Source organism: Owenweeksia hongkongensis DSM 17368 (genome assembly GCF_000236705.1).
Taxonomy (GTDB): Bacteria; Bacteroidota; Bacteroidia; order Flavobacteriales; family Schleiferiaceae; genus Owenweeksia; species Owenweeksia hongkongensis.
This window is the reverse complement of the sequence record NC_016599.1, coordinates 3,516,892-3,537,390: the sequence shown is the minus strand read 5'-3', so window position 1 is coordinate 3,537,390 and position 20,499 is coordinate 3,516,892. Positions and strand designations below refer to the sequence as shown.

The 20,499-nt window shown below is 40.0% G+C and carries 18 protein-coding genes, 1 tRNA gene and 1 riboswitch; of the genes, 7 read left to right on the top strand and 12 right to left on the bottom strand.

The features are described 5' to 3' along the window. Positions 1–6: 6 nt before the first annotated feature. The 3 genes from metH to OWEHO_RS15590 are packed head-to-tail and all read right to left on the bottom strand — an operon-like array spanning position 7 to position 4,107. On the bottom strand, positions 7–2,658 hold the full coding sequence (gene metH / locus OWEHO_RS15600) for a methionine synthase (protein WP_041627673.1): 2,652 nt from the start codon (positions 2,656–2,658) through the stop codon (positions 7–9). 31 nt (positions 2,659–2,689) lie between these two features. Then, on the bottom strand, positions 2,690–3,064 hold the full coding sequence (locus tag OWEHO_RS15595; protein WP_014203455.1) for a four helix bundle protein: 375 nt from the start codon (positions 3,062–3,064) through the stop codon (positions 2,690–2,692). Between the two features lie 2 nt (positions 3,065–3,066). Further along, positions 3,067–4,107 (bottom strand): homocysteine S-methyltransferase family protein, encoded by a 1,041-nt coding sequence (locus tag OWEHO_RS15590; protein WP_014203454.1) that lies wholly within the window; start codon positions 4,105–4,107, stop codon positions 3,067–3,069. A 61-nt stretch (positions 4,108–4,168) separates the two neighbouring features. Beyond that, positions 4,169–4,281: riboswitch (SAM riboswitch) on the bottom strand. A 178-nt stretch (positions 4,282–4,459) separates the two neighbouring features. Between OWEHO_RS15590 and OWEHO_RS15585 the strand changes: the two genes are divergently transcribed. Further along, a complete protein-coding gene (locus OWEHO_RS15585; protein WP_014203453.1) occupies positions 4,460–5,731 on the top strand; it encodes an acetyl-CoA hydrolase/transferase family protein in 1,272 nt (423 codons plus the stop codon). Positions 5,732–5,795: 64 nt separating this feature from the next. On the opposite strand, the gene OWEHO_RS15580 is transcribed toward OWEHO_RS15585, so the two are convergent. Next, positions 5,796–7,208 carry a Glu/Leu/Phe/Val family dehydrogenase gene (locus tag OWEHO_RS15580; RefSeq protein WP_014203452.1) on the bottom strand — a complete coding sequence of 471 codons (1,413 nt, stop codon included), beginning with the start codon at positions 7,206–7,208 and terminating at the stop codon, positions 5,796–5,798. A gap of 312 nt (positions 7,209–7,520) precedes the next feature. Between OWEHO_RS15580 and metK the strand changes: the two genes are divergently transcribed. Beyond that, entirely contained in the window at positions 7,521–8,774 is a 1,254-nt protein-coding gene (gene metK / locus OWEHO_RS15575; RefSeq protein WP_014203451.1) for a methionine adenosyltransferase, read from the top strand. Between the two features lie 127 nt (positions 8,775–8,901). On the opposite strand, the gene OWEHO_RS15570 is transcribed toward metK, so the two are convergent. The 4 genes from OWEHO_RS15570 to OWEHO_RS15555 all read right to left on the bottom strand — a co-directional run bounded on the left by OWEHO_RS15570 (position 8,902) and on the right by OWEHO_RS15555 (position 15,496). Then, the gene (locus OWEHO_RS15570; RefSeq protein WP_014203450.1) at positions 8,902–10,407 is read right to left on the bottom strand and encodes a PKD domain-containing protein; all 1,506 of its coding nucleotides are present in this window, start codon (positions 10,405–10,407) and stop codon (positions 8,902–8,904) included. A 128-nt stretch (positions 10,408–10,535) separates the two neighbouring features. Beyond that, entirely contained in the window at positions 10,536–12,368 is a 1,833-nt protein-coding gene (locus OWEHO_RS15565; protein ID WP_014203449.1) for a T9SS type A sorting domain-containing protein, read from the bottom strand. A gap of 148 nt (positions 12,369–12,516) precedes the next feature. Next, entirely contained in the window at positions 12,517–14,328 is a 1,812-nt protein-coding gene (locus OWEHO_RS15560) for a PKD domain-containing protein (RefSeq protein ID WP_014203448.1), read from the bottom strand. A 118-nt stretch (positions 14,329–14,446) separates the two neighbouring features. Then, on the bottom strand, positions 14,447–15,496 hold the full coding sequence (locus OWEHO_RS15555) for a branched-chain amino acid aminotransferase (protein ID WP_014203447.1): 1,050 nt from the start codon (positions 15,494–15,496) through the stop codon (positions 14,447–14,449). Between the two features lie 96 nt (positions 15,497–15,592). On the opposite strand from OWEHO_RS15555, the gene OWEHO_RS15550 reads away from it, so the two are divergent. From OWEHO_RS15550 to OWEHO_RS15535, 4 genes are all read left to right on the top strand, one after another. Beyond that, positions 15,593–16,078, top strand: a complete 486-nt coding sequence (locus tag OWEHO_RS15550; protein WP_169312802.1) for a DUF4920 domain-containing protein — start codon at positions 15,593–15,595, stop codon at positions 16,076–16,078. Between the two features lie 2 nt (positions 16,079–16,080). Further along, on the top strand, positions 16,081–16,545 hold the full coding sequence (locus tag OWEHO_RS15545) for a cytochrome c (protein ID WP_014203445.1): 465 nt from the start codon (positions 16,081–16,083) through the stop codon (positions 16,543–16,545). After that, a complete protein-coding gene (gene mnmD, locus OWEHO_RS15540; protein ID WP_014203444.1) occupies positions 16,538–17,206 on the top strand; it encodes a tRNA (5-methylaminomethyl-2-thiouridine)(34)-methyltransferase MnmD in 669 nt (222 codons plus the stop codon). The genes OWEHO_RS15545 and mnmD overlap by 8 nt, the downstream gene beginning before the upstream one ends. A gap of 72 nt (positions 17,207–17,278) precedes the next feature. Further along, positions 17,279–17,722 (top strand): NUDIX domain-containing protein, encoded by a 444-nt coding sequence (locus OWEHO_RS15535; RefSeq protein ID WP_014203443.1) that lies wholly within the window; start codon positions 17,279–17,281, stop codon positions 17,720–17,722. Here the strand turns inward: OWEHO_RS15535 and OWEHO_RS15530 are convergent. Then, positions 17,714–18,280, bottom strand: a complete 567-nt coding sequence (locus OWEHO_RS15530) for a hypothetical protein (protein WP_014203442.1) — start codon at positions 18,278–18,280, stop codon at positions 17,714–17,716. The genes OWEHO_RS15535 and OWEHO_RS15530 overlap by 9 nt on opposite strands. A gap of 99 nt (positions 18,281–18,379) precedes the next feature. On the opposite strand from OWEHO_RS15530, the gene OWEHO_RS15525 reads away from it, so the two are divergent. Continuing rightward, positions 18,380–19,285: a TIGR01777 family oxidoreductase gene (locus tag OWEHO_RS15525; RefSeq protein ID WP_014203441.1), complete on the top strand. Its 906-nt coding sequence runs from the start codon at positions 18,380–18,382 to the stop codon at positions 19,283–19,285. A 60-nt stretch (positions 19,286–19,345) separates the two neighbouring features. Here the strand turns inward: OWEHO_RS15525 and rpsT are convergent, their stop codons facing one another. The 3 genes from rpsT to OWEHO_RS15510 all read right to left on the bottom strand — a co-directional run bounded on the left by rpsT (position 19,346) and on the right by OWEHO_RS15510 (position 20,498). Further along, positions 19,346–19,597, bottom strand: a complete 252-nt coding sequence (gene rpsT / locus OWEHO_RS15520) for a 30S ribosomal protein S20 (protein WP_014203440.1) — start codon at positions 19,595–19,597, stop codon at positions 19,346–19,348. A 24-nt stretch (positions 19,598–19,621) separates the two neighbouring features. Continuing rightward, positions 19,622–19,693: transfer RNA gene (locus OWEHO_RS15515), tRNA-Glu, on the bottom strand. A 112-nt stretch (positions 19,694–19,805) separates the two neighbouring features. Further along, positions 19,806–20,498: a hypothetical protein gene (locus tag OWEHO_RS15510; protein ID WP_014203439.1), complete on the bottom strand. Its 693-nt coding sequence runs from the start codon at positions 20,496–20,498 to the stop codon at positions 19,806–19,808. Position 20,499: the final 1 nt, after the last annotated feature.

Here is a 20,499-nt window from a genome sequence, read left to right as displayed (position 1 = left end):
TGTATGTTAATAGTTAAGGTTTGGTCGCAGCCATTTTTCAGCTTCAGCTAAAGAAATATTCTTACGCTCAGCGTAATCTTCAACTTGGTCTTTTGTGATTTTTCCAAGTCCAAAATATTTGGAATCCGGGTGTGCGAAATAGTAACCAGATACAGATGAAGCAGGATACATGGCCAAAGAGTCGGTCAATGTCATTCCGATTCGATCGGCTTGAAGCAAATCAAAAATGGTGTTCTTTTCCAAGTGATCCGGACAAGCGGGGTAGCCTGGTGCCGGACGAATGCCTTGATATTTTTCTTTTATCAATTCATCATTTTCTAATTGCTCACCAGATGCATAGCCCCAATATTCTGTTCTCACCTTATAATGAAGCCATTCTGCCGTGGCTTCCGCCAATCGGTCTGCCAGAGATTTTACCATTATTGATTTATAATCATCCTGATCTTTTAAATACTCTTCAAGCATTTTTTCTATCCCTAAACCAGCGGTTACCGCAAAACACCCCACGTAATCTGTAAGGCCTGTTTCCTTGGGCGCCACAAAATCGCTCAATGCTATGTTAGATGCAGCAGCAGCTTTCTTGGTTTGCTGGCGAAGTGTACGGAATGTTGCCAAGTCTTCACCTCCTATGCTCAATTCAATATCATCTTCCACAGAATTGGCTTCCCAAATTCCAAAAACTGCTTTGGCAGAAAGCTTTTTGTTTTCAATAATATCATCAAGCATGGCCTGAGCATCATTGTATACACTGGTGGCAGCATCCCCAACCACCTCATCCTCCAGTATCATTGGAAACTTTCCATGCAATTCCCAAGTGATAAAAAAGGGAGTCCAATCCATAAACTTTCTTATCTCTGCAAGGTCCAGATCTTCAAGAACCTTGACACCTAAAAAGTTTGGCTTTTTAATAACTTCCTCGCTGAAATTCACTTGAAGTTTATTTGCCCGAGCATCCTCTAATGACAAGTATTCTTTGGCACTACTCCTACTCAAATATCCGTCACGAAGCTTAGTATATTCCTCAGCAAGCTTCTTTTTAAAATCTGAATGGGAAGCTTTATTTGATAAAGTTTGCGCCACGGGAACACTGCGGCTGGCGTCATTCACGTGAACCGCGATTCCTGAATATTCCGGGAATATTTTAACAGCTGTGTGCGCTCGAGATGTTGTTGCCCCACCTATCATCAGCGGCATGGTCATCTTCTTACGCTCCATTTCCTGAGCCACGTAAATCATTTCATCAAGCGATGGGGTAATCAATCCACTCAGGCCAATTGCATCCACATCTTCTTCAAGGGCTTTCTCCAAAATTTTCTCAAGTGGCACCATTACACCAAGATCCACAATGTCAAAGTTGTTGCACGCCAGCACCACTCCCACTATATTTTTCCCAATATCATGTACATCACCTTTTACGGTAGCCAATAGAATTTTCCCTTTTTTACTTGTATCCTTATTCTTGGCTTTTTCAGCTTCTAAATATGGCTGCAAATAAGCCACAGCTTTTTTCATCACTCTAGCGGATTTTACCACTTGAGGCAAAAACATTTTACCAGAGCCAAACAAATCACCCACCACATTCATTCCATCCATCAGTGGGCCTTCTATCACCTCCAGTGGTGTAGCAAATTTTTTACGTGCCTCTTCCGAATCTACCTCAATAAAATCCACAATCCCTTTTACCAAGGCATGCTCTATCCGTTTACCGACCGATTCTTCGCGCCAAGCCAAATCCTTTTCACGGGTTTTAGTTTCACCTACAAAGTTTTCAGCAAAGTCCAACAGTCTTTCCGTGGCGTCATCCCTTCTGTCAAGCAGCACATCCTCTACCCTTTCCATTAGGTCTTTGGGCACTTCTTCATACACTTCCAGCAAACTTGGGTTTACAATCCCCATGTCCATGCCGTTTTGTACAGCGTGATACAAAAACGCAGCATGCATGGCCTCTCTCACCGATTGATTTCCGCGAAAGCTAAACGATACATTGCTCACCCCTCCGCTCACTTTGGCTCCAGGCAAGTTTTCCTTAATCCATTTTGTAGCTTCAAAAAAGTCAAGCGCATTTCTGCGGTGCTCCTCAATACCCGTTGCCACGGGAAATATGTTTGGATCAAAAATTATATCCTCCTTAGGGAAGTTTACTTTTTCTACAAGTAACTTATATGAACGTTCACAAATTTCAATTCTACGCTGATAAGTATCAGCCTGACCGTCTTCATCAAAAGCCATTACAATTACGGCCGCCCCATAGCGCCTTACTTTTTTCGCTTGTGCTAAAAATTCAGCCTCTCCACCTTTAAGGCTTATTGAGTTTACAATCGCTTTTCCCTGCACACATTTCAGCCCCGCTTCTATGATTTCCCATTTTGAAGAATCAATCATTACAGGTACCCTCGAAATATCCGGCTCGGCAGCAATAAGGTGCAAAAACTTAGTCATAGCATACTTTCCATCAAGCATACCCTCATCCATATTAATGTCAATCACCTGAGCCCCGCCCTCTACTTGATCACGAGCTACATCAAGTGCTTCATCATATTTTTCTTCTTTGATCAATCGCAAAAATTTGCGCGATCCCGTAACATTTGTCCGCTCTCCAATATTTATAAAATTGGATTGAGCGGTAGTTATTAATGGTTCTAATCCTGATAGTTTCATTGCGTTTTGTTTAGTTAACAGTCCATAGTCATTAGTCTACAGATTGGTCACCGTTTCGTAGAGAATTTCTTAGTCCTTGGGTGATTTTGATTACTTCCTCGGTCCTATCGTAGTTCTTATTAAAGTTTTCTAAGTCTATCAAACCTCGTTTTTTCGCTGTATGTAAACACGCTATTACCTCGATTCCTGAACGAATTGCATAACCAAGAAATACAGAAAACTGCTTATTAGTTTGTCCTGTAGAACCTTCTGCAATATTTAGATTAATAGAATCTGCGGCCCTCTTGATTTGAGAAGTTAAAATGTATTTCTCATCCTGTGGAAAATTCAAGGTAAGTTCATGGATATCCGCACTTAAACCCAATGCCTTTTGCCATGCTATTAATTTTTCAAACTTAAATCCCATACCTATCTATCAATTTCCTGTGGACTATCGACTGTCGACTGAATGCTCTTAACACTCCTTGGTTCATACTCGCCAGCCAACTTCGCAATCGCACTTATATGCTCCGGCCCCGTACCACAGCACCCACCAATAATATTGATCAATCCCATGTCGAGATACTCTTTTATCTGAGCCGCCATTTTTTCTGGAGTTTCATCATACTCACCAAAAGCATTGGGCAAACCAGCATTGGGGTGTGCGCTCACCATAAATGGGGATTCTCTAGAAAGTATTTGCAAATAAGGTCGCAGTTGATCCGCTCCTAAGGCACAGTTGAGACCAACAGAAAGCAAAGGCGCATGCTCGATACTAATAAGAAAAGCCTCAGTAGTTTGTCCCGAAAGAGTTCTTCCACTGGCATCAGTTATAGTTCCCGAAACCATGATGGGTAATTCTTTTCCAATCTCATCATATAGCTCCATAATGCCGTACAAAGCAGCTTTCGCATTGAGCGTGTCAAACACCGTTTCCACCATCAAAGCATCCACCCCGCCTTCTATCAAAGCAAGGGCTTGTTCTTTGTAATCTCTTACTAATGTATCGTAATCGATAGCTCTATAGCCAGGATTATTGACGTCCGGAGAAAGGCTTGCCGTCTTATTAGTTGGCCCCATAGAACCTATTACAAAACGCGGTTTGTGAGGTTCCTTTGCGGTAAATTCATCTGCTACTTCACGAGCAATTTGAGCAGCCTTTAAGTTGATTTCAGGCACCAAATCCTCCATGTCATAATCAGCCATTGAAATGCGCGTACTATTGAAAGTATTTGTCTCAATAAGATCTGCACCCGCCTCAAAGTACTTGGCGTGGATAGCTTTTATAATATCAGGTTGCGTAAGGGATAGAAGGTCATTGTTTCCCTTGAGGTCACTTGGATAATCTTTAAATCGCTCACCGCGATAATCAGCCTCAGTAAGTTTATAGCCTTGTATCATAGTACCCATAGCACCATCCAACACAAGAATTCGTTTTTTGGCCTCATCGGCCAATAGTGATTTTGTCATAGTTTAATCTTTTAAGCTATGACTTACCAGATGTATTTATAAAGGATTGTTTTACGAACTCACTTTATCTATCTCCAGACCTTGCGATCTTTATTGGAGTAGGAATTAGCACCCGGCCAGTCCGGGTTGCTAAGACGTCATAGGGCCCATTCCCTCAGTCTTTCTGGATAAGTCAGTGACAAATGTAGCTGACAGCTTTTTAAAAACCAAACTTTAATTTTTGCTTCTTTCGGTTGGTATGGTCTGGACAAAACAACGTGTATCTATAATATTACCTTTCAATATTCTAAAGCTGTCAAATCTCATTTTTCACCTTAGTAAAGCTCTATAAGTTTGCCTTAAATTAAGCATCATGAAACATAATACAGCCCTTGAAGCCGTTTCCAAAATAAAGTCAGGACAACACATTTTTATACACACCGCAGCAGCTGCCCCCAAGCCCTTAGTAGAAGCATTGGTCCAAAGAGCTGGTGAGTTATCTGATATCACCATTTATCAACTTCATACAGAAGGACCTGCTCCGTATACTGAAGAGCAATATCAGGACACCTTTACTGTAAACGCTTTGTTTATTGGAGCAAATTGTCGAAAAGCAGTAAATGCCGGACGAGTAAATTTCATCCCTTGCTTTTTAAGCGAAGTTCCTATTATGTTTAGAAGTGGTATCATCCCCTTGGATGTGGCTTTGATACAGGTCTCTCCACCTGATGCCAAAGGTTTTTGCAGCCTTGGTGTTTCAGTGGATGCAACGCGTTCTGCAGTTGAAAAATCAAGTTTAGTGATTGCTCAGGTTAATCCAAGAATGCCCAGAACCCATGGCGATGGATTTATTCACATTGGTGATATTGATGAATATGTGGTGATGGAGACAGAACTTCCTGAGCATGCGCCTGCGCCTTTAACGGAAGTAGAGAAAAAAATAGGGGAACATATTGCTGATATAATCGAGGATGGGGCTACTTTACAAATGGGTATTGGCTCCATACCCGATGCTGTATTGAGCTGCTTAGGTAATCACAAAAATCTTGGTATTCACACCGAAATGTTTTCGGACGGAGTAATCCCGCTTGTGGAAAGTGGTGTTATAAACAACTCTCAAAAAACCATCCACCCCGGCACTCTTGTTTCGGGCTTTCTTGTTGGTAGTCGTAAACTTTATGATTTTGTAGATGATAACCCGATGGTTCGGATGCTTGATATTCAATATGTGAATGACACCAAGGTAATTAGGAAGCTTCCTAAAATGACAACCATAAATAGTGCTATTGAAGTAGATATCACCGGCCAGGTAAGTGCTGATTCTATTGGAACAATGATGTATTCTGGGGTTGGTGGTCAAATGGATTTTGTACGAGGTTCTTCGTTGTCACAAGGTGGAAAACCAATAATAGCATTGCCTTCTATTACTTCGCGTGGTGAATCAAAGATAGCCTCTATATTAAAACCTGGAGCTGGGGTAGTTACCACTCGTGCACACGTACATTACATCGCTACCGAATATGGTATTGTAAATCTGTATGGTAAAAACTTAAAAGAGCGTGCCAAGCTACTTATAGACATTGCTCATCCAAGTCATAGAGAGAATTTGGAAAGAGCAGCGCATGATAGGTATCATAAGTTTTAGGGTATACCCCAAAAGCAAAAGGCTACCTATCATGGTAGCCTTTTGAAAAAATACTGTAATTCAATTATGGGAAAATTCCCAAGTCCATATAGCTGATAGCTATTTTATTTAATGAGTTAACAAAAGCTGCGGTGCGCATATCTGGTACATCATAGTCAATTTGCGTTCTTCTCAAGCCTTCATAAGAATTTACCATAGTATCTTCAAGACCGCTCATTACCAAGTCCTCTTCGCTGGCACCTTTTACAATTGTACGCTTTACATCATCACTTAGTTCCACACCACTGGCTTTTTCAATTGCTTCCACTATTCTAAGGTTGTCCAGCATATCATAGCGCTTGTCTATTTTTCCAAAACTTACGCGACTCAAATTTTTTAGCCACTCAAAGTAAGAAACGGTAACCCCACCAGCATTCAGATAAATGTCCGGAATGATAAACTTTCCTGCTTCCACTAGCATTTTTTCCGCTGCGCGGCTTATAGGGCCATTGGCTGCTTCTCCAATTATTTTGGCCTTTATGCGTGATGCATTTTCTTCTGTAATTTGGTTTTCCAGAGCTGCAGGTACAAGAATGTCACATTCCATCTCGAGCATAGAAATGGAATTTTCAATATTTTTAGCTCCAGGAAAATCTTTCAAGGATCCATTTTCAATGCGGTGCATTTGCAAGGCATGAATATCCAGTCCTTCTTCATTGTAGGTGCCTCCATTATATTCCGCTACACCTATGATGATAGCCCCCTCTTCTTGTAAAAATTTGGCTGCATAAAATCCCACATTACCCAAACCTTGTACTATTACTTTTTTGCCTGCCAGGCCCCGTTCCAGTCCTAATTTTTTCATATCCTCTAACCTATCGCAGGCTTCCCTCAAGCCCAGACAAACTCCTTTACCTGTGGCTTCTGTTCGTCCTTCTATTCCTGATTGTGATAGTGGTTTTCCGGTAACACAACCCAAAGCATTAATAGACTCCGGAGTAAATGCAGAATACGTATCTGCAATCCAAGCCATTTCTCTAGCTCCTGTTCCATAATCGGGTGCTGGCACATCTATGGCTGGTCCAATAAAATTTTTCTTAATTAGCTCCGCTGTATACCTTCTGGTAATGCGTTCCAGTTCATTTACACTGTAACGTCTTCTGTCAATTTTCACGCCTCCTTTGGCCCCGCCAAACGGAACTTCAACAAGTGCACACTTATAACTCATGAGTGCGGCTAAACCTTTTACTTCACTTTCTTCTACATGTATACTATAGCGTATACCACCTTTTACCGGTGACTTATGATGCGAATGTTGAACTCTAAAACCTTCAATCACCTCATAGGTTCCATTATCCCTCCTTAGCGGGAAGGTAAATTTATAGATACTATTACATGCCATTATTTGATCTACCAATCCCTTTGGATGCTTTGTGTACAATGCAGCCTTGCCAACAAAACCACAAACATCATCAAACAAATCATATCCCTTACTCATAATTGTTTTCTCTTTAGTTTTATGTACCTAATATATAGACTTTACGCTGTCCCCACCAAGGATAGTTAAAGAATGTTAGGATAAATCCTACCTCACTTGCTAGATTATTGTAAGCCAAACAGTAGCCACTCAAAAAAATATGTGATCCACCTTTCCTTCAATATTTCCAATTCAATAATTATTATACATTTGCCGCTCGCGTGGAAAGATTTGGGCTGATTGCAACCACATAAAAAAATGCTAAAAACAGTGCTTTTAGCATAATCCCCTCCTTTTCGCGCCTCAAGAGATTTTAATATTTAAAGATTTATAATGGCGTATTTATTTACCTCAGAATCTGTTTCTGAAGGACATCCAGACAAAATTTCCGATCAAATTTCGGATGCCATCATTGATAATTTTTTGGCTTTTGACAAAGATTCTAAAGTAGCTTGTGAGACATTAGTAACTACTGGCCAAGTAGTACTTGCTGGCGAAATAAAGTCTAAAGCATACGTTGACGTTCAAACTGTGGCTCGCGATGTAATTCGTAAAATCGGGTACACCAAAGGTGCTTATATGTTTTCAGCAGATAGCTGTGGTGTACTTTCTGCACTGCATGAGCAATCACCAGATATCAACCAAGGAGTAGACCGCGGAACACCTGAAGAGCAAGGAGCCGGTGATCAAGGAATGATGTTTGGCTATGCTACCAACGAAACTGAAAACTACATGCCATTGGCGCTTGACCTAAGCCACAAAATGCTTCAGGAATTGGCAGCCATGCGTAGAGAAAGCACCGACATCACTTACCTGCGTCCTGATGCAAAATCTCAGGTTACCATTGAGTACTCTGATGATAATATCCCTCAGCGCATTACTGATATTGTAGTTTCTACTCAGCATGATGATTTTGCTGACGAACCTACCATGTTGGCCAAAATCAAAAAAGACATTGTTGGAATCTTAATTCCTCGTGTAATAGCACAATTGAAGCCAGAGCTTCAAAAGCTATTTACTAATGATATCAAATATCACATCAACCCAACTGGTAAGTTTGTAATTGGTGGCCCTCATGGTGACGCTGGTCTTACTGGTCGTAAAATTATTGTAGACACTTACGGTGGCAAAGGAGCTCACGGTGGTGGTGCTTTTTCAGGAAAAGATCCTAGTAAGGTAGACCGCTCTGCGGCTTACGCTACTCGTCATATTGCTAAAAACATGATTGCAGCAGGTGTAGCTGATCAGATTTTGGTTCAGGTATCTTATGCCATTGGAGTAGTAGAGCCGATGGGTATTTTTGTAGATACATACGGCACCTCTAAAGTAAATATGACAGATGGCGAGATTGCTAAAAAGGTGAGCGAAATCTTTGACATGCGCCCAGGAATTATTGAGCAACGCTTAAAATTGCGAAATCCGATGTACTCCGAAACTGCAGCTTATGGACATATGGGCCGTGAAAACAAAACGGTACAAAAGACCTTTACAGGAAGCAATGGTGAAGCTGTAAATATGGAAGTAGAGCTATTTACCTGGGAGAAATTAGACTATGTTGACCAGGTGAAAAAAGCGTTTTCCCTTTAAGTAAAAATCTAAAGTTTAAGATTTAATATTTGAGCCGCTCCGGGAAACTGGGGCGGCTTTTTTTGAATAAAAAAATGGCCGACCCCAAAACAGGACCGGCCACTCAAAACGATATATTCCCTAATCGTTAGTTGATGCTAAGCTTAACACTCTTTACAGTGTTTCTACTTTTTAATGTGAGCACGTACAAGCCTGATTGCTTATTGCCAAAGTCTATTTTTGAATCACCCGACTTCAGATATCCATTTGCAACTTGCGCTCCTTGGATATTATAAAGGCTCCACTCAGCTCCCTCTTTTAGCCCTTCCACATTCACAAAGTTAGAAGCAGGATTAGGGTATACTTTTACATCCAGCACCTCATACTCTTTTTGTCCTACCGTTGCACTTGGATCAAGAACATTTAAAGTAAACCCTGAGTTTTTGTAAATCACGTTTCCAAGACTGTCTATCCCTATTGTATCACAATAGTAAGAGTAACATCCTATATAATTTGTATCCACTACGTGCACACTAAGACACACACTATACAAGCCCGGACTTGAATATGTATGTGTTGGATAAGGTAAGTTTGAAGAATCTCCATCTCCAAAATACCAGTTGTAGGTCACATTGTAATTTGGGTCGTTAGCCCCGGGTGTAGAATTGTTATATATAAACAAGGCGTTTCCTCCTGAAGCAAGGGTATCCAAGTAATATGAAGCTTGACATGAAGGTGGGGTTTTATGAGTAACTGTAACCGTACCAAAAGCAGTATCTAAACAAAATACAGCTTGTGTAACACTGTCAATGGCCTGCATATATAGCGTAACATTATATGTACCTGACTGGGCGTATGTGTGATTCACCCCCCATTGACTAGTGGATGTATTACCATCCCCAAAATCCCAGGTAAAGTTTTGAGCGTAATACTTTCCCTGAAAACTCGAAGCTTGACTATTTGGAGAAAAATAAACTTGAAGCTGATTTGGGGAAACATTTGAGTTTAAAGAAACATTGCATGTATCCCTTCTACCCGGTGTCACCCAATTGTTCGATGTAGCACGAGCAATTATCGAAGATGTTACACTGTCTCTAACCTCATGCGTAAAAACTACTGTAAAATTGCCGCTTGTTGCATAAGTGTGAGACGGGTTTTGAAGTGTAGAACTACTTCCATCACCAAAGTTCCATTTGTAAGTACTATAGGATGGTACCGAAGAATTTTTGGTGCCTGATCCTTGAAAGTTTATCACAGTAGATCCGGATGCCGTTTGTAATGCAGAGCTACTAGCCGTTACCGTGGTCAGTGATCCGATTACAATAGTATCATAATCATAAGAGGTACATATAATTGCATTAGTTACGGAATCACTTACCTCCATTTTGAGACTTACGTAGAACGTACCAACATTAGAGTAATTATGACTTCTATTAGTGTTCCATGTTATTGAAGAATCAATTGTCCCATCCCCAAAGTTCCATATATACCGAACTTGACTGTACTGACTGACTGTAGAATTGTTTACAAACTGCACCATGGTACTACTCCCTTGCGCTTGATTTGTAACAAACGAGGCATTACAGGTAATTTGTGCCATTCCCGTAAAGGCTAATAACACTGATAGAATTGAAGTGATGTATAATTTTTTCATAGTGTAAGATTTTGGATTGATTAACTCCTTCCCAATCTTATTACGATCAAAATGCTGAATACAGGACACAAAAAAAGCCCTCAATGAGCGTGAGGGCTTTCTCTATTATTAAACGAAGAAATTGCACACTATCTTATACTAAGCTTTATACTCTTCGCTGAATTCATACTTTGAATACTAAAAATATACAAACCTGATTCCAGTACATCTAAGTTTACTTTTGACTCTTCCGATTGCAAAGTACCTTTAGCCACTATTGCCCCTTGAAGGTTGTATAATGTCCATTCTGCATCTTTGGTTAAACCCTCTACATTTACAAAATTGGAAGCAGGGTTTGGATATATACTAATTTCAGATTGGGAGACTGCCTCTTTTACCCCCACCGCATTGGGGTCCACCACATTCAAGGTAAAACCTACAGCCGAGTTTTTATAAAGAATATTCCCTGCAGTATCCATCCCTACACTATCACAAAAAGTACTAGTACAGTGATTAGCCAATGAATCCGTAACACTGATAGTAAGACATAATTCATAAATACCTGATGTGGTGTAAGTATGCGATGGAAATGGAAGTCGTGAGATGCTCCCATCACCAAAATCCCAAACAAAATCAACAGCCATACCAGTGCTAGATACTTGTGGTGTTGATAAGTTAATTATGTTAAGGTTGCCATTGCCACTAGTAAGAGTATCCACCTCATAAAGTGCGTTACATGAAATAGTAGATGGTTGTAGCGCCACTGTTTTTACCAGAGTATCTGTGCAAACAACGTTATATTGTACATCCTCTACTATTTGTATTAAGCTAACCTGATAAGTCCCCTGTGAAGTGTAAACGTGTGTCGGGTTTTTATCGGTAGAAACATTTCCATCCCCAAAACTCCATTCAAATTTTTCTAAATAACCACCCTTTGGATAGAGACAACTACTATGATTTTTAAAACCTACAGAAGTATTTGCAATATTAACCTTATAGCCAAATTCAACATTACAATCATTTGTAGCTGCAATTACAACCGTATCATAGCTAAGCCCAACGCCCAGAACCCTGTTGGAAATATCCTCAACTATAGTATAGGCCAGCTCCACGGTATATACGCCTGGTTCAGAATAATAATGAATTGGATTAGGAATATCGCTCCTGTTACCATCTCCGAAGCTCCAATTGAACTGCTCACGATGAATAGAGGAGTTAAAAGAAGCAGCTCCGTAACTCGAAGAGAATTTCACTTTACCTTTTGCAACCGTATCTATCACGTGTGTAATAGATGACCAGGCTAAATTAGCTGGTTGAACAAACGTTTCCGCACAGTCATAAGCCTCACAAATGAGTGCTCCTGTAGTATCACGAAACTGACGGTACAGGCAAGATTTTTGTAAACCTGACTTCTTATAATAAGTACTATTAGAGTGCAAGCCTCCAGGACCTGTTGTAGATGGAGGCCCATAGGAGTACCAAAAACCATGCGACAAATTTTCGCCATTCAATAAATTAAAGTTATATACTGGGACAGCGAATGTATCATTAAGGCTTGAGTCAGATAGAGTCACCGAATACCCTAAAACTGAATCCGGAGCCACAAGAATTGCATTGCAACCAGTGTTATGAATAAATCCTACAGGAACACTTTGAGCTTCCGATCCACTTTTAAGAGTATCATTATGAATATCTACCACGGCATAGCTTCGGCTAACATTATACCAGCCTGGAGACGAGTAGCTGTGTAAAACTTTAGTTTCAGGAGATTGAAAAAAGGCTGTTTGACCATCTCCAAAATCCCACGATTGATGATAACTATAACCCGAAGGAAAACTATTCATAAAGTGTTTAATGGTCCATGATCTAAATGTGGCGGTAAGGCCTGTGTCGGGAAGCTTGATAAAATCAGGGGTTGATTGTGAAAAGCAAATTATAGAACTTTGAATTACCAAAACACTTAGTAGTATTATTCTATTCATTTCTGTGAGGTGTTAGTTAGTTTTTTTTGAGAATTTTAGCTCAACTAATTTAACACACGAGATTAAAATAAAAAGGGTTGGGTATAAACAAAAAAAGCCCTCAAAAAATTTGAGGGCTTCATTAATGAGTTGTCGCAATTATTTTTAATTACCTAATGCTCAGTTTCATGCTTTTAATAGAGTTTTTAGTTTGAATATTAAAAACATACAAACCCGATTTCAGCATTTCTAAGTTTATCCTCGCATCTCCAGAAGTCAAAACACCCTTTGAAACCATTGCTCCTTGAAGGTTGAACAATGTCCATTCTGCATCTTCTCTTAAACCTTCTACATTTACAAAACCAGAGGCTGGGTTGGGGTAAATGTTTACATCCAGTACTTTGTTCTCCTCCACCGATACCGTATTTGGGTCTATCACATTTAAGGTAAAACCTCCTGTGCTCTTGAAAATCAAACCTCCAATACTATCCAAACCAAGCCAATGGCAAGCATAACCGGTACATGTATTATTAAGGCTATCTACAGTATTAATAGTTAAGCACGCTTGGTATGGACCACTAGTAGCATATGTGTGCGTAGGGTGGGCAAGGTTAGAAGTAATGCCGTCTCCAAAATCCCATTGATATGTAACTGTAGTCGATCCACTTTTTGCATAATTGGAAGTATTAAAAACATTGATATTTCCATTTACACTACTGGCAGTATCAATTGTATAACTAGCATGGCATCCATCCCCTATAGTAATGATTTTCGTTATTGTATCCGAACATACAGTATTGTATTGTGCATCACCTACACGATGAATTAACTTTACTACATAAGTTCCATCTTTACTGTACGTGTGGTCAGGTTCTATGTCTGTCGACATTGCCCCATCACCAAAATCCCACTCAAAGAAATCTTCTGTTGTACCAGCTGAATACAGATTTTGACTGGTGTTTTCGAATTCTATTTTATTGGCATTAGCCCAGTGAGGCTCAAACTCAAAACCTGCATGGCACTCATTACTTGCCGCAATCACCACGGTATCATAACTCAAGCCTAATCCTACTGTTTTGCCGGAAGCGGTATCTTCAATAGAATATTGCAACTTTATAACATACTTACCCGAATTGGAAAAAGTATGTGTAGGTAATTTGGATGTATCAGATGTACCAGATCCAAAACTCCATAAAAAATGTTCCTTGTGAATGTTTGGATCAAAACCAGGGGCACCATAAGAAGGGGTAAAACTCACTTTTCCCTTTGTAGTAGTACTTTGAATAGAAGCAATACTCGACCACGCATCTATATCAGGATCAATATAAAACTCCTTACTTCCTATATTTTCTGACAACACCTTGCCTGTACTATCATTAACATAACGCTTTATCAACAATACACGATTTTGTCCTGCCTTCTCAGCCCAGTATCCCAATCCACCGTAAGGTATCCACTGGTTTCGTGGAGAAGTATAGGAGATATTCACACCGTAATCATTGTAAATAAACAACAGTTCTTGTGCCAATCTTGATGGCATTTGACAGGTATCACTTTCATCCTCCACATGAATTGTTCTAAAATAATTAATGGTATCTGGAACAGATATATCTATATCACATCCAAATACATTATTTATAAACCCAACAGAAACACTATCTATAAAGACTGTGTTCTTGAGGGTATCCTGGCGGATATCTAATATTGTTTGTGTCCACTTTACTGTATACCAGCCTTGAGAGCTGTATATATGGTTCACCACTCTTTGATATCCTGAGTATGAAACTGAAGTACCGTCTCCAAAGTCCCAATGATATTGAACAGTCTCACCGATGTTTAAATCCTTTTGAAAGTTCAGAAATGTAGCGGATAGTGTTGTATCAGGCACCTTGTAGAATCTACCGTTGCTAGTCCAATTGTACTGCCCTGATAACATTCCCAGAGATCCTAGAAGTAGTACAGTGGTTAAGAGCTTTTTCATAAATATTAGTTTTAGTTAAACGACTTTGTAGTACTACGAATTCACCTTCTCCTATTAGGACACAAAAAAGCCCTCAATGAGTAAGAGGGCTTTCTTAATGAGTTATAGCAGTATTATCCTACAACCTCACCATCCAATTATATTTGTCATCAGCATCTCCCATACGGATGGCAGTAAGAGCTTTTTTAATCTTCATTGCATAACCATCTTTTGGGGTCTCAATCTTATAATCTGTTCCTCTAAAGCCTATGGTAGAAATTTGACTAACAACAGCAGCAGTTCCCATTCCAAAAACTTCTTTCAAGGTACCAGCTTCCGCTGCGGCAATTACTTCTTCTACTTTAATCGGGCGCTCCTCCACATTTTTCACAATGTCTGTATCTCTCAATAGAGTAAGAATGCTGTCGCGAGTAATTCCTGCCAATATACGGTCGCTAAGTGGAGGTGTGATAAAAGTATCACCTATCACAAAACCTACATTCATGGTACCTGACTCTTCAATCAGTTCATGATTTTTATGATCTGTCCAAATAACTTGTGTGTATCCTTCTTTACGAGCTTGGTCGGTGGCAAAAAATGCTCCCCCGTAGTTTCCCGCACATTTTGTAGAACCAACTCCGCCAGAAGCACTGCGCGTATACGTTTCTTCTACTTTTACTTTCACCTCACCAGCATAGTAAGGCCCTACAGGGCTCATCACCACACAAAAGATATATTCTTCTGATGGACGAGCAGCCACAAACTCAGAGCTACCAAACATAAATGGACGCAGGTATAAGGAGTAGCCTTCTTTCTTGGGAACCCAAGCTCTGTCAATTTCCACCAACTGCTTCAAGCCATCCACAAACAAATCTTCAGGAAACTCAGGCATAAACATTCTTTTGGCAGAATGATTTAAACGCTTAGCGTTCATTTCAGGACGAAAAATACCAATGGTACCATCACTCATATAGTAAGCCTTTTGTCCTTCAAAAAGTGCCTGGCCATAGTGCAAAGTATGCAATGCCGGAGTAAAGCTCATTGGGCCATAAGGCTTAATTTCTGGCTCTTCCCACTTGCCATTTTTATACTTACATACTAGCATATGATCGCTAAACTGTGTACCAAATACTGGGTTTTCCAGGTCTGCCTGATCTATGCGTGATTTGTCTATTCTTGTAATTTTCATGTCGAAGTAATGATTTAAGAGACTACATAAAGGGATTTGTATATTTGGTCTCCTAAAATTTAGTAAATACAAATGAGAAAAGTCGCCTTTTTATTCATGAGCGTTGCCCTTCTAAGCGCTTGCAATAATACTACAAACCAAGCGGAGGTAAAAACCGAAGATGTAGAAGAAATCGTACAAGTTGATTATCAAGTATATGGAGATACCATTTCTGATGAAGGAGCTATTATGGTAACAGAACTTTTACAAAAAATGCAGGAAAATGACTCTGTTTCTGCAAAAGTTGAAGGCACAATCAACTCTTCTTGCACTGTAAAAGGTTGCTGGATGAAGATGGATCTAGGTAACGATAAAGAAATGCACGTTACTTTTAAAGATTATGGATTTTTTGTTCCTACCAATCTTGATGGGGAAACCGCCATTATGGAAGGTTATGCAATTACTGACACAATTGACGTAGATCACCTTCGTCACCTAGCTCATGATGCTGGAAAATCAGAAGAAGAAATTGCAACTATTAACGAGCCTGAAATCGGCATCACCTATGTTGCCACAGGCGTTATCATTAAGCCAAAATCATAACAATGCGTAAAATTATAGTTTTGGGATGCCTCATTGGGGCATCCTTTTTTGTTGGTTGTAACCAAACTACTGAAGCTGAAAAAAAGGCAGAGAATGAAGGCCAACCAAAGGAATTAGAGATGTATGAGGAGAGTGAATTAGCTCTTCTAATGCGAGAGATGTATGAAGACAACCTTGTGCTAAAAACACAGATTGAAAATGGTGAGATTCCTGAATCTTTTCCAGAAGACTTCTACAACATTCACACGGCTATTGCTAGCAAAGGTATGATAAGCGACACCGCAGCATTTAATGTCTATGCCGAGCAATATTTGGTTAATATGAAAAAGATTACCGAGGCTTCGGATAAAAAGCAGGCCAAAATAGCCTACAATGAAATGGTGATGACCTGCGCGAGCTGTCACCAAATTTATTGCCAGGGGCCCCTTCCAAAAATCAGGAAGATGAAAATCAAAATTGATGAATAGGGAAATTGTACAAACGAATGACAGCTCCTCTACCCTGTACGTGCCAGGCCTAGAGCAGCATTACCATTCTATGCACGGTGCCATGCAAGAGTCTATGCATGTGTTTATAGATGCTGGCTTTCGCTTATTTGAAAGCGCAGATAAACCTGTGCATATTTTAGAAATAGGTTTAGGCACTGCTCTAAATGCACTACTTACCTATTTTGAAGCAAAAAAACTTAATCTAAAAGTAGATTACACCGCGTTGGAAAAATATCCATTGAGCATGGATGAAATGCTACTTCTTAATTATGGTAGTTTACTTGACACTAAAGAAGCTAAAAGAATTCTTACTGATTTGCATCAAATAAAGTGGGAAGAGAAAATCGCGGTGACCGACTTTTTTAGCTTGCGCAAATTTGAAACCGACATAAAAATTTACTCTGCTAAAGAGGAATATGATTTAATTTATTTTGATGCCTTTGCTCCTTCTGCCCAACCAGACCTCTGGACTCTAGAAGTTTTTGAGCACATGTATGCTTCCTTAAAACCTGGGGGAACATTAGTGACCTACTGTGTAAAAGGAGATGTTAGACGAACCATGAAAGCAGCTGGTTTTGAAGTAGAAAAAATACCCGGCCCACCCGGGAAAAGAGAAATGGCGAGAGCAAGGAAAGCCTGAAACTCTAAATACTAATCCGAAAACCACCCGGAGCGAAGTCGAAGGGTAAATCAAAAATCGGCAATAAAAAAAATGACTCCCACCGCTTTTACCATTCGCATTTATGGATTGCTCATTCACAACAATCAGCTATTGCTTTCACGTGAAAATATATTGGGAGAAATTTTCACCAAGTTTCCCGGTGGCGGCTTAGAATTTGGCGAAGGAATAATGGATTGTCTGCACCGTGAGTTTAGAGAAGAAGTTGATATTTCACTTTCTAAAGCAGAACACTTTTACACCAGCGAAATTTATGTAGAGTCAGCTTTTCACAATCCTCCCAAGCAAGTATTATGTGTTTACTATTTAGTGGAAACCGAAGAGATTGATAAAATAAAAATTGGCAATCCTAAAAGAACCGAAACCTTACTAAAGGACGAAGATCAAATTTTGTATTGGTGTCCATTGGAAAAATTAAAAGAGCAAGGTATCGAGCTTCCGCTGGACAAACTGGTGATCGAAAAGCTTTTATCCTAGCCTCCTACTTATTATACCATTTACTTTCTGAAACAACTTTTTAGGGCTCCAACGGTGCCATTCCAAGTCATCCAACTCTCCGCCAGAAACCAGATAATGATCTAAATTGTAGTTACTGATTTCATCCAATACATGCTGCCGAAAGTTCACCAAGGCGATCCAACCCTCCTCTACCTCATCTGCCCATTCTTCATAATAATCAGTTTCATCAGCATGAAAGTTTAGCAGGTTTTCACCTAAAAGGATAAACTTATTTATCCCTTGCTCCAGCATTGGTTCTATCACATCACGCTTTAGCGTCATTATATCATTATGCAGCACATCGTTCCATTCGCCCATAAATTCGAGAATAGTATAACTTTCCTCATAATCCGCGTAAAGCTGTTTTATAAAAACAGTTTCTGCACCAAAATTATCCCACTGTGGATGGATGATATGGTCATAAATCTTATCCGTAAAATACACCTCGCTGTTTTGGTAGCCATAAAATGGTGAACGTTCATCTTCAGCTGCCAAATACAGGTGCCGCCATAAATAGTGAGGTTCAAGGGTGTGCATATAATTCAATTAAAAACTTACCAAGTGTAAAACAGAAACACGCTCATTTTGTTACCTATGTCTTTACTTTGAGCGTGAAACGCAAAACCGTAACATCCAATGAAAATACTCATCACAGGAGGCACAGGCCTTATCGGCACCGAAATTAGTAAGCAACTTTTAGAGCACGGGCATAGTGTGGTATATTTTAGTCGCTCACCGCGCAAAAATAATCTTGGCATACAGGAATACGCCTGGGATGTAGATAAAGGAACGTACGATAAAAAGGCCTTTGATGGTGTAGAGGCAATTATAAACCTTGCTGGAGCTCCCATTTCCGAGCGATGGACTGCAACGTACAAAAGCGAAATACTACGCAGCCGTGTGGATGCCACTCGCCTACTTTACACTGCCGTGCAAAAGCTTTCGCTTCCGCTAAATGTATTTGTCTCAGCTTCGGCTGTTGGTTATTACCCAAATGATTTTAACAAAACATATAATGAAGATGATGCTCCAGGTAGCGACTTCCTTTCATTGGTTACTCAAAAGTGGGAACAGGAAGCTCAAAATTTTTCTAAGCTAAATATCCGCACGGTTCGTATTCGAGTAGGTGTTGTACTAAGCAATGATGGTGGCGCCTTTCCGCTTATCACAAAACCTATAAAGATGGGACTAGGCTCACCTTTGGGCAGCGGAAAGCAATGGATGTCGTGGATTCACATAAAAGATGTAGCGGGTATTTTTGTGTATGCACTGGAAAATAAAGATGCTCAGGGAATTTATAATGCCGTTAGTCCGGAGCCAGTGACTAATACCCAAATGACCGAGGCTATAGCATCACAGCTCGATAAACCGCTGTGGCTTCCTAAGGTACCAGAGTTTGCCATAAAATTTGCACTAGGTGAAATGTCCACCACAGCAATAGGTAGTAATAAGGTAAGTAGTTCTAAAGTTGAGAAAAGCGGTTATTCTTTTTCCTTCCCAAATCTCGGTGGAGCGCTACGATCTCTTTTACCGAAAGCCTAGAAACGAAAAAAGCCCTTCTTATTGCTAAGAAGGGCCTTTAAACTGTTTAACTAAATTTTTCTACAAAGCATTTACATGCTTAGTGATGCTAGCCTTTAGGTTGGCAGCTTTATTCTTGTGAATAATGTTGTTCTTTGCAAGCTTATCGATCATTGACACAACGCTAGAAAGAGACTTAGAAGCTTCTTCTTTGTTCTCCTCCTTACGGATATCACGAATCGCATTACGAGTAGTTTTGTGCTGGTAACGGTTACGGTCACGCTTCTTCTCGTCTGATCTTACTCTCTTAAGTGCACTCTTGTGATTTGCCATTGTCTTTTTAACTAAAAAATGTTGCAGCCCATAGGAGAATCGAACTCCTCTTTCCAGGATGAAAACCTGGCGTCCTAACCGATAGACGAATGGGCCTTATGTTATTTCCCTACTTCTGATTTGCGGCCTTTTGTGTGACCCCCTTATCAATTTTGGGAGTGCAAATGTAAGCGCTAATTTTTAATCTCCAAACAAATCTGAAAAAAAATTATTCTCTTGTCATTCGAGGGTAATATCCAAGGTCTACCTTCTTAGCTGTTTTAAGCTGAAGCTCATTACTTAAGCTCTGAATTTGCTTCACACTTACCCGCATAGAATCTTTATAATCGGGCACTGTAAGATCATGTTCAAGGCTACAAATCATTGCGGTATCCACCAGTTCTTTAATATTGGCTTCATCCATTACTTGCTGACCAAGGTGATTAAATATAAAGCTCATCTGCTTTTTACCTTCCACAAAAAATTGTCCTTCTCTATTTACAAACACACGAGCCAGCAGTAAGCCAGCATCATTCATCCGATTGTACCGAAAACTATCTGCAAGGAAATTGTAAATATTAATCATGGCAAAATAAGCTCGTCTCTTATCCTCCCTTACATACCCTGATTGCCAAATGCGGTGATTCTTGTCAAAAGTAAACACATTGGTATGCATATTAAAGAGTAACACATCACCACTAAAATGTAGCTCGCACTCATTTGGACTGTTGTCCTTGTATTCAAGCTGGAGTGCGTCATCCACCTTTGTAACCTCATCAGCCACACAAGCGGTCACACTCTCCACCACTCCTTTCATCATATTAAAGTAATCCTTACTCTTCCTAAAGACTTCCTGCTTGATGGAAGCCTTCTCGGTAAGCAATTGCATTACTCGGGTATTACATTGAAGTGGCTCGCTCATC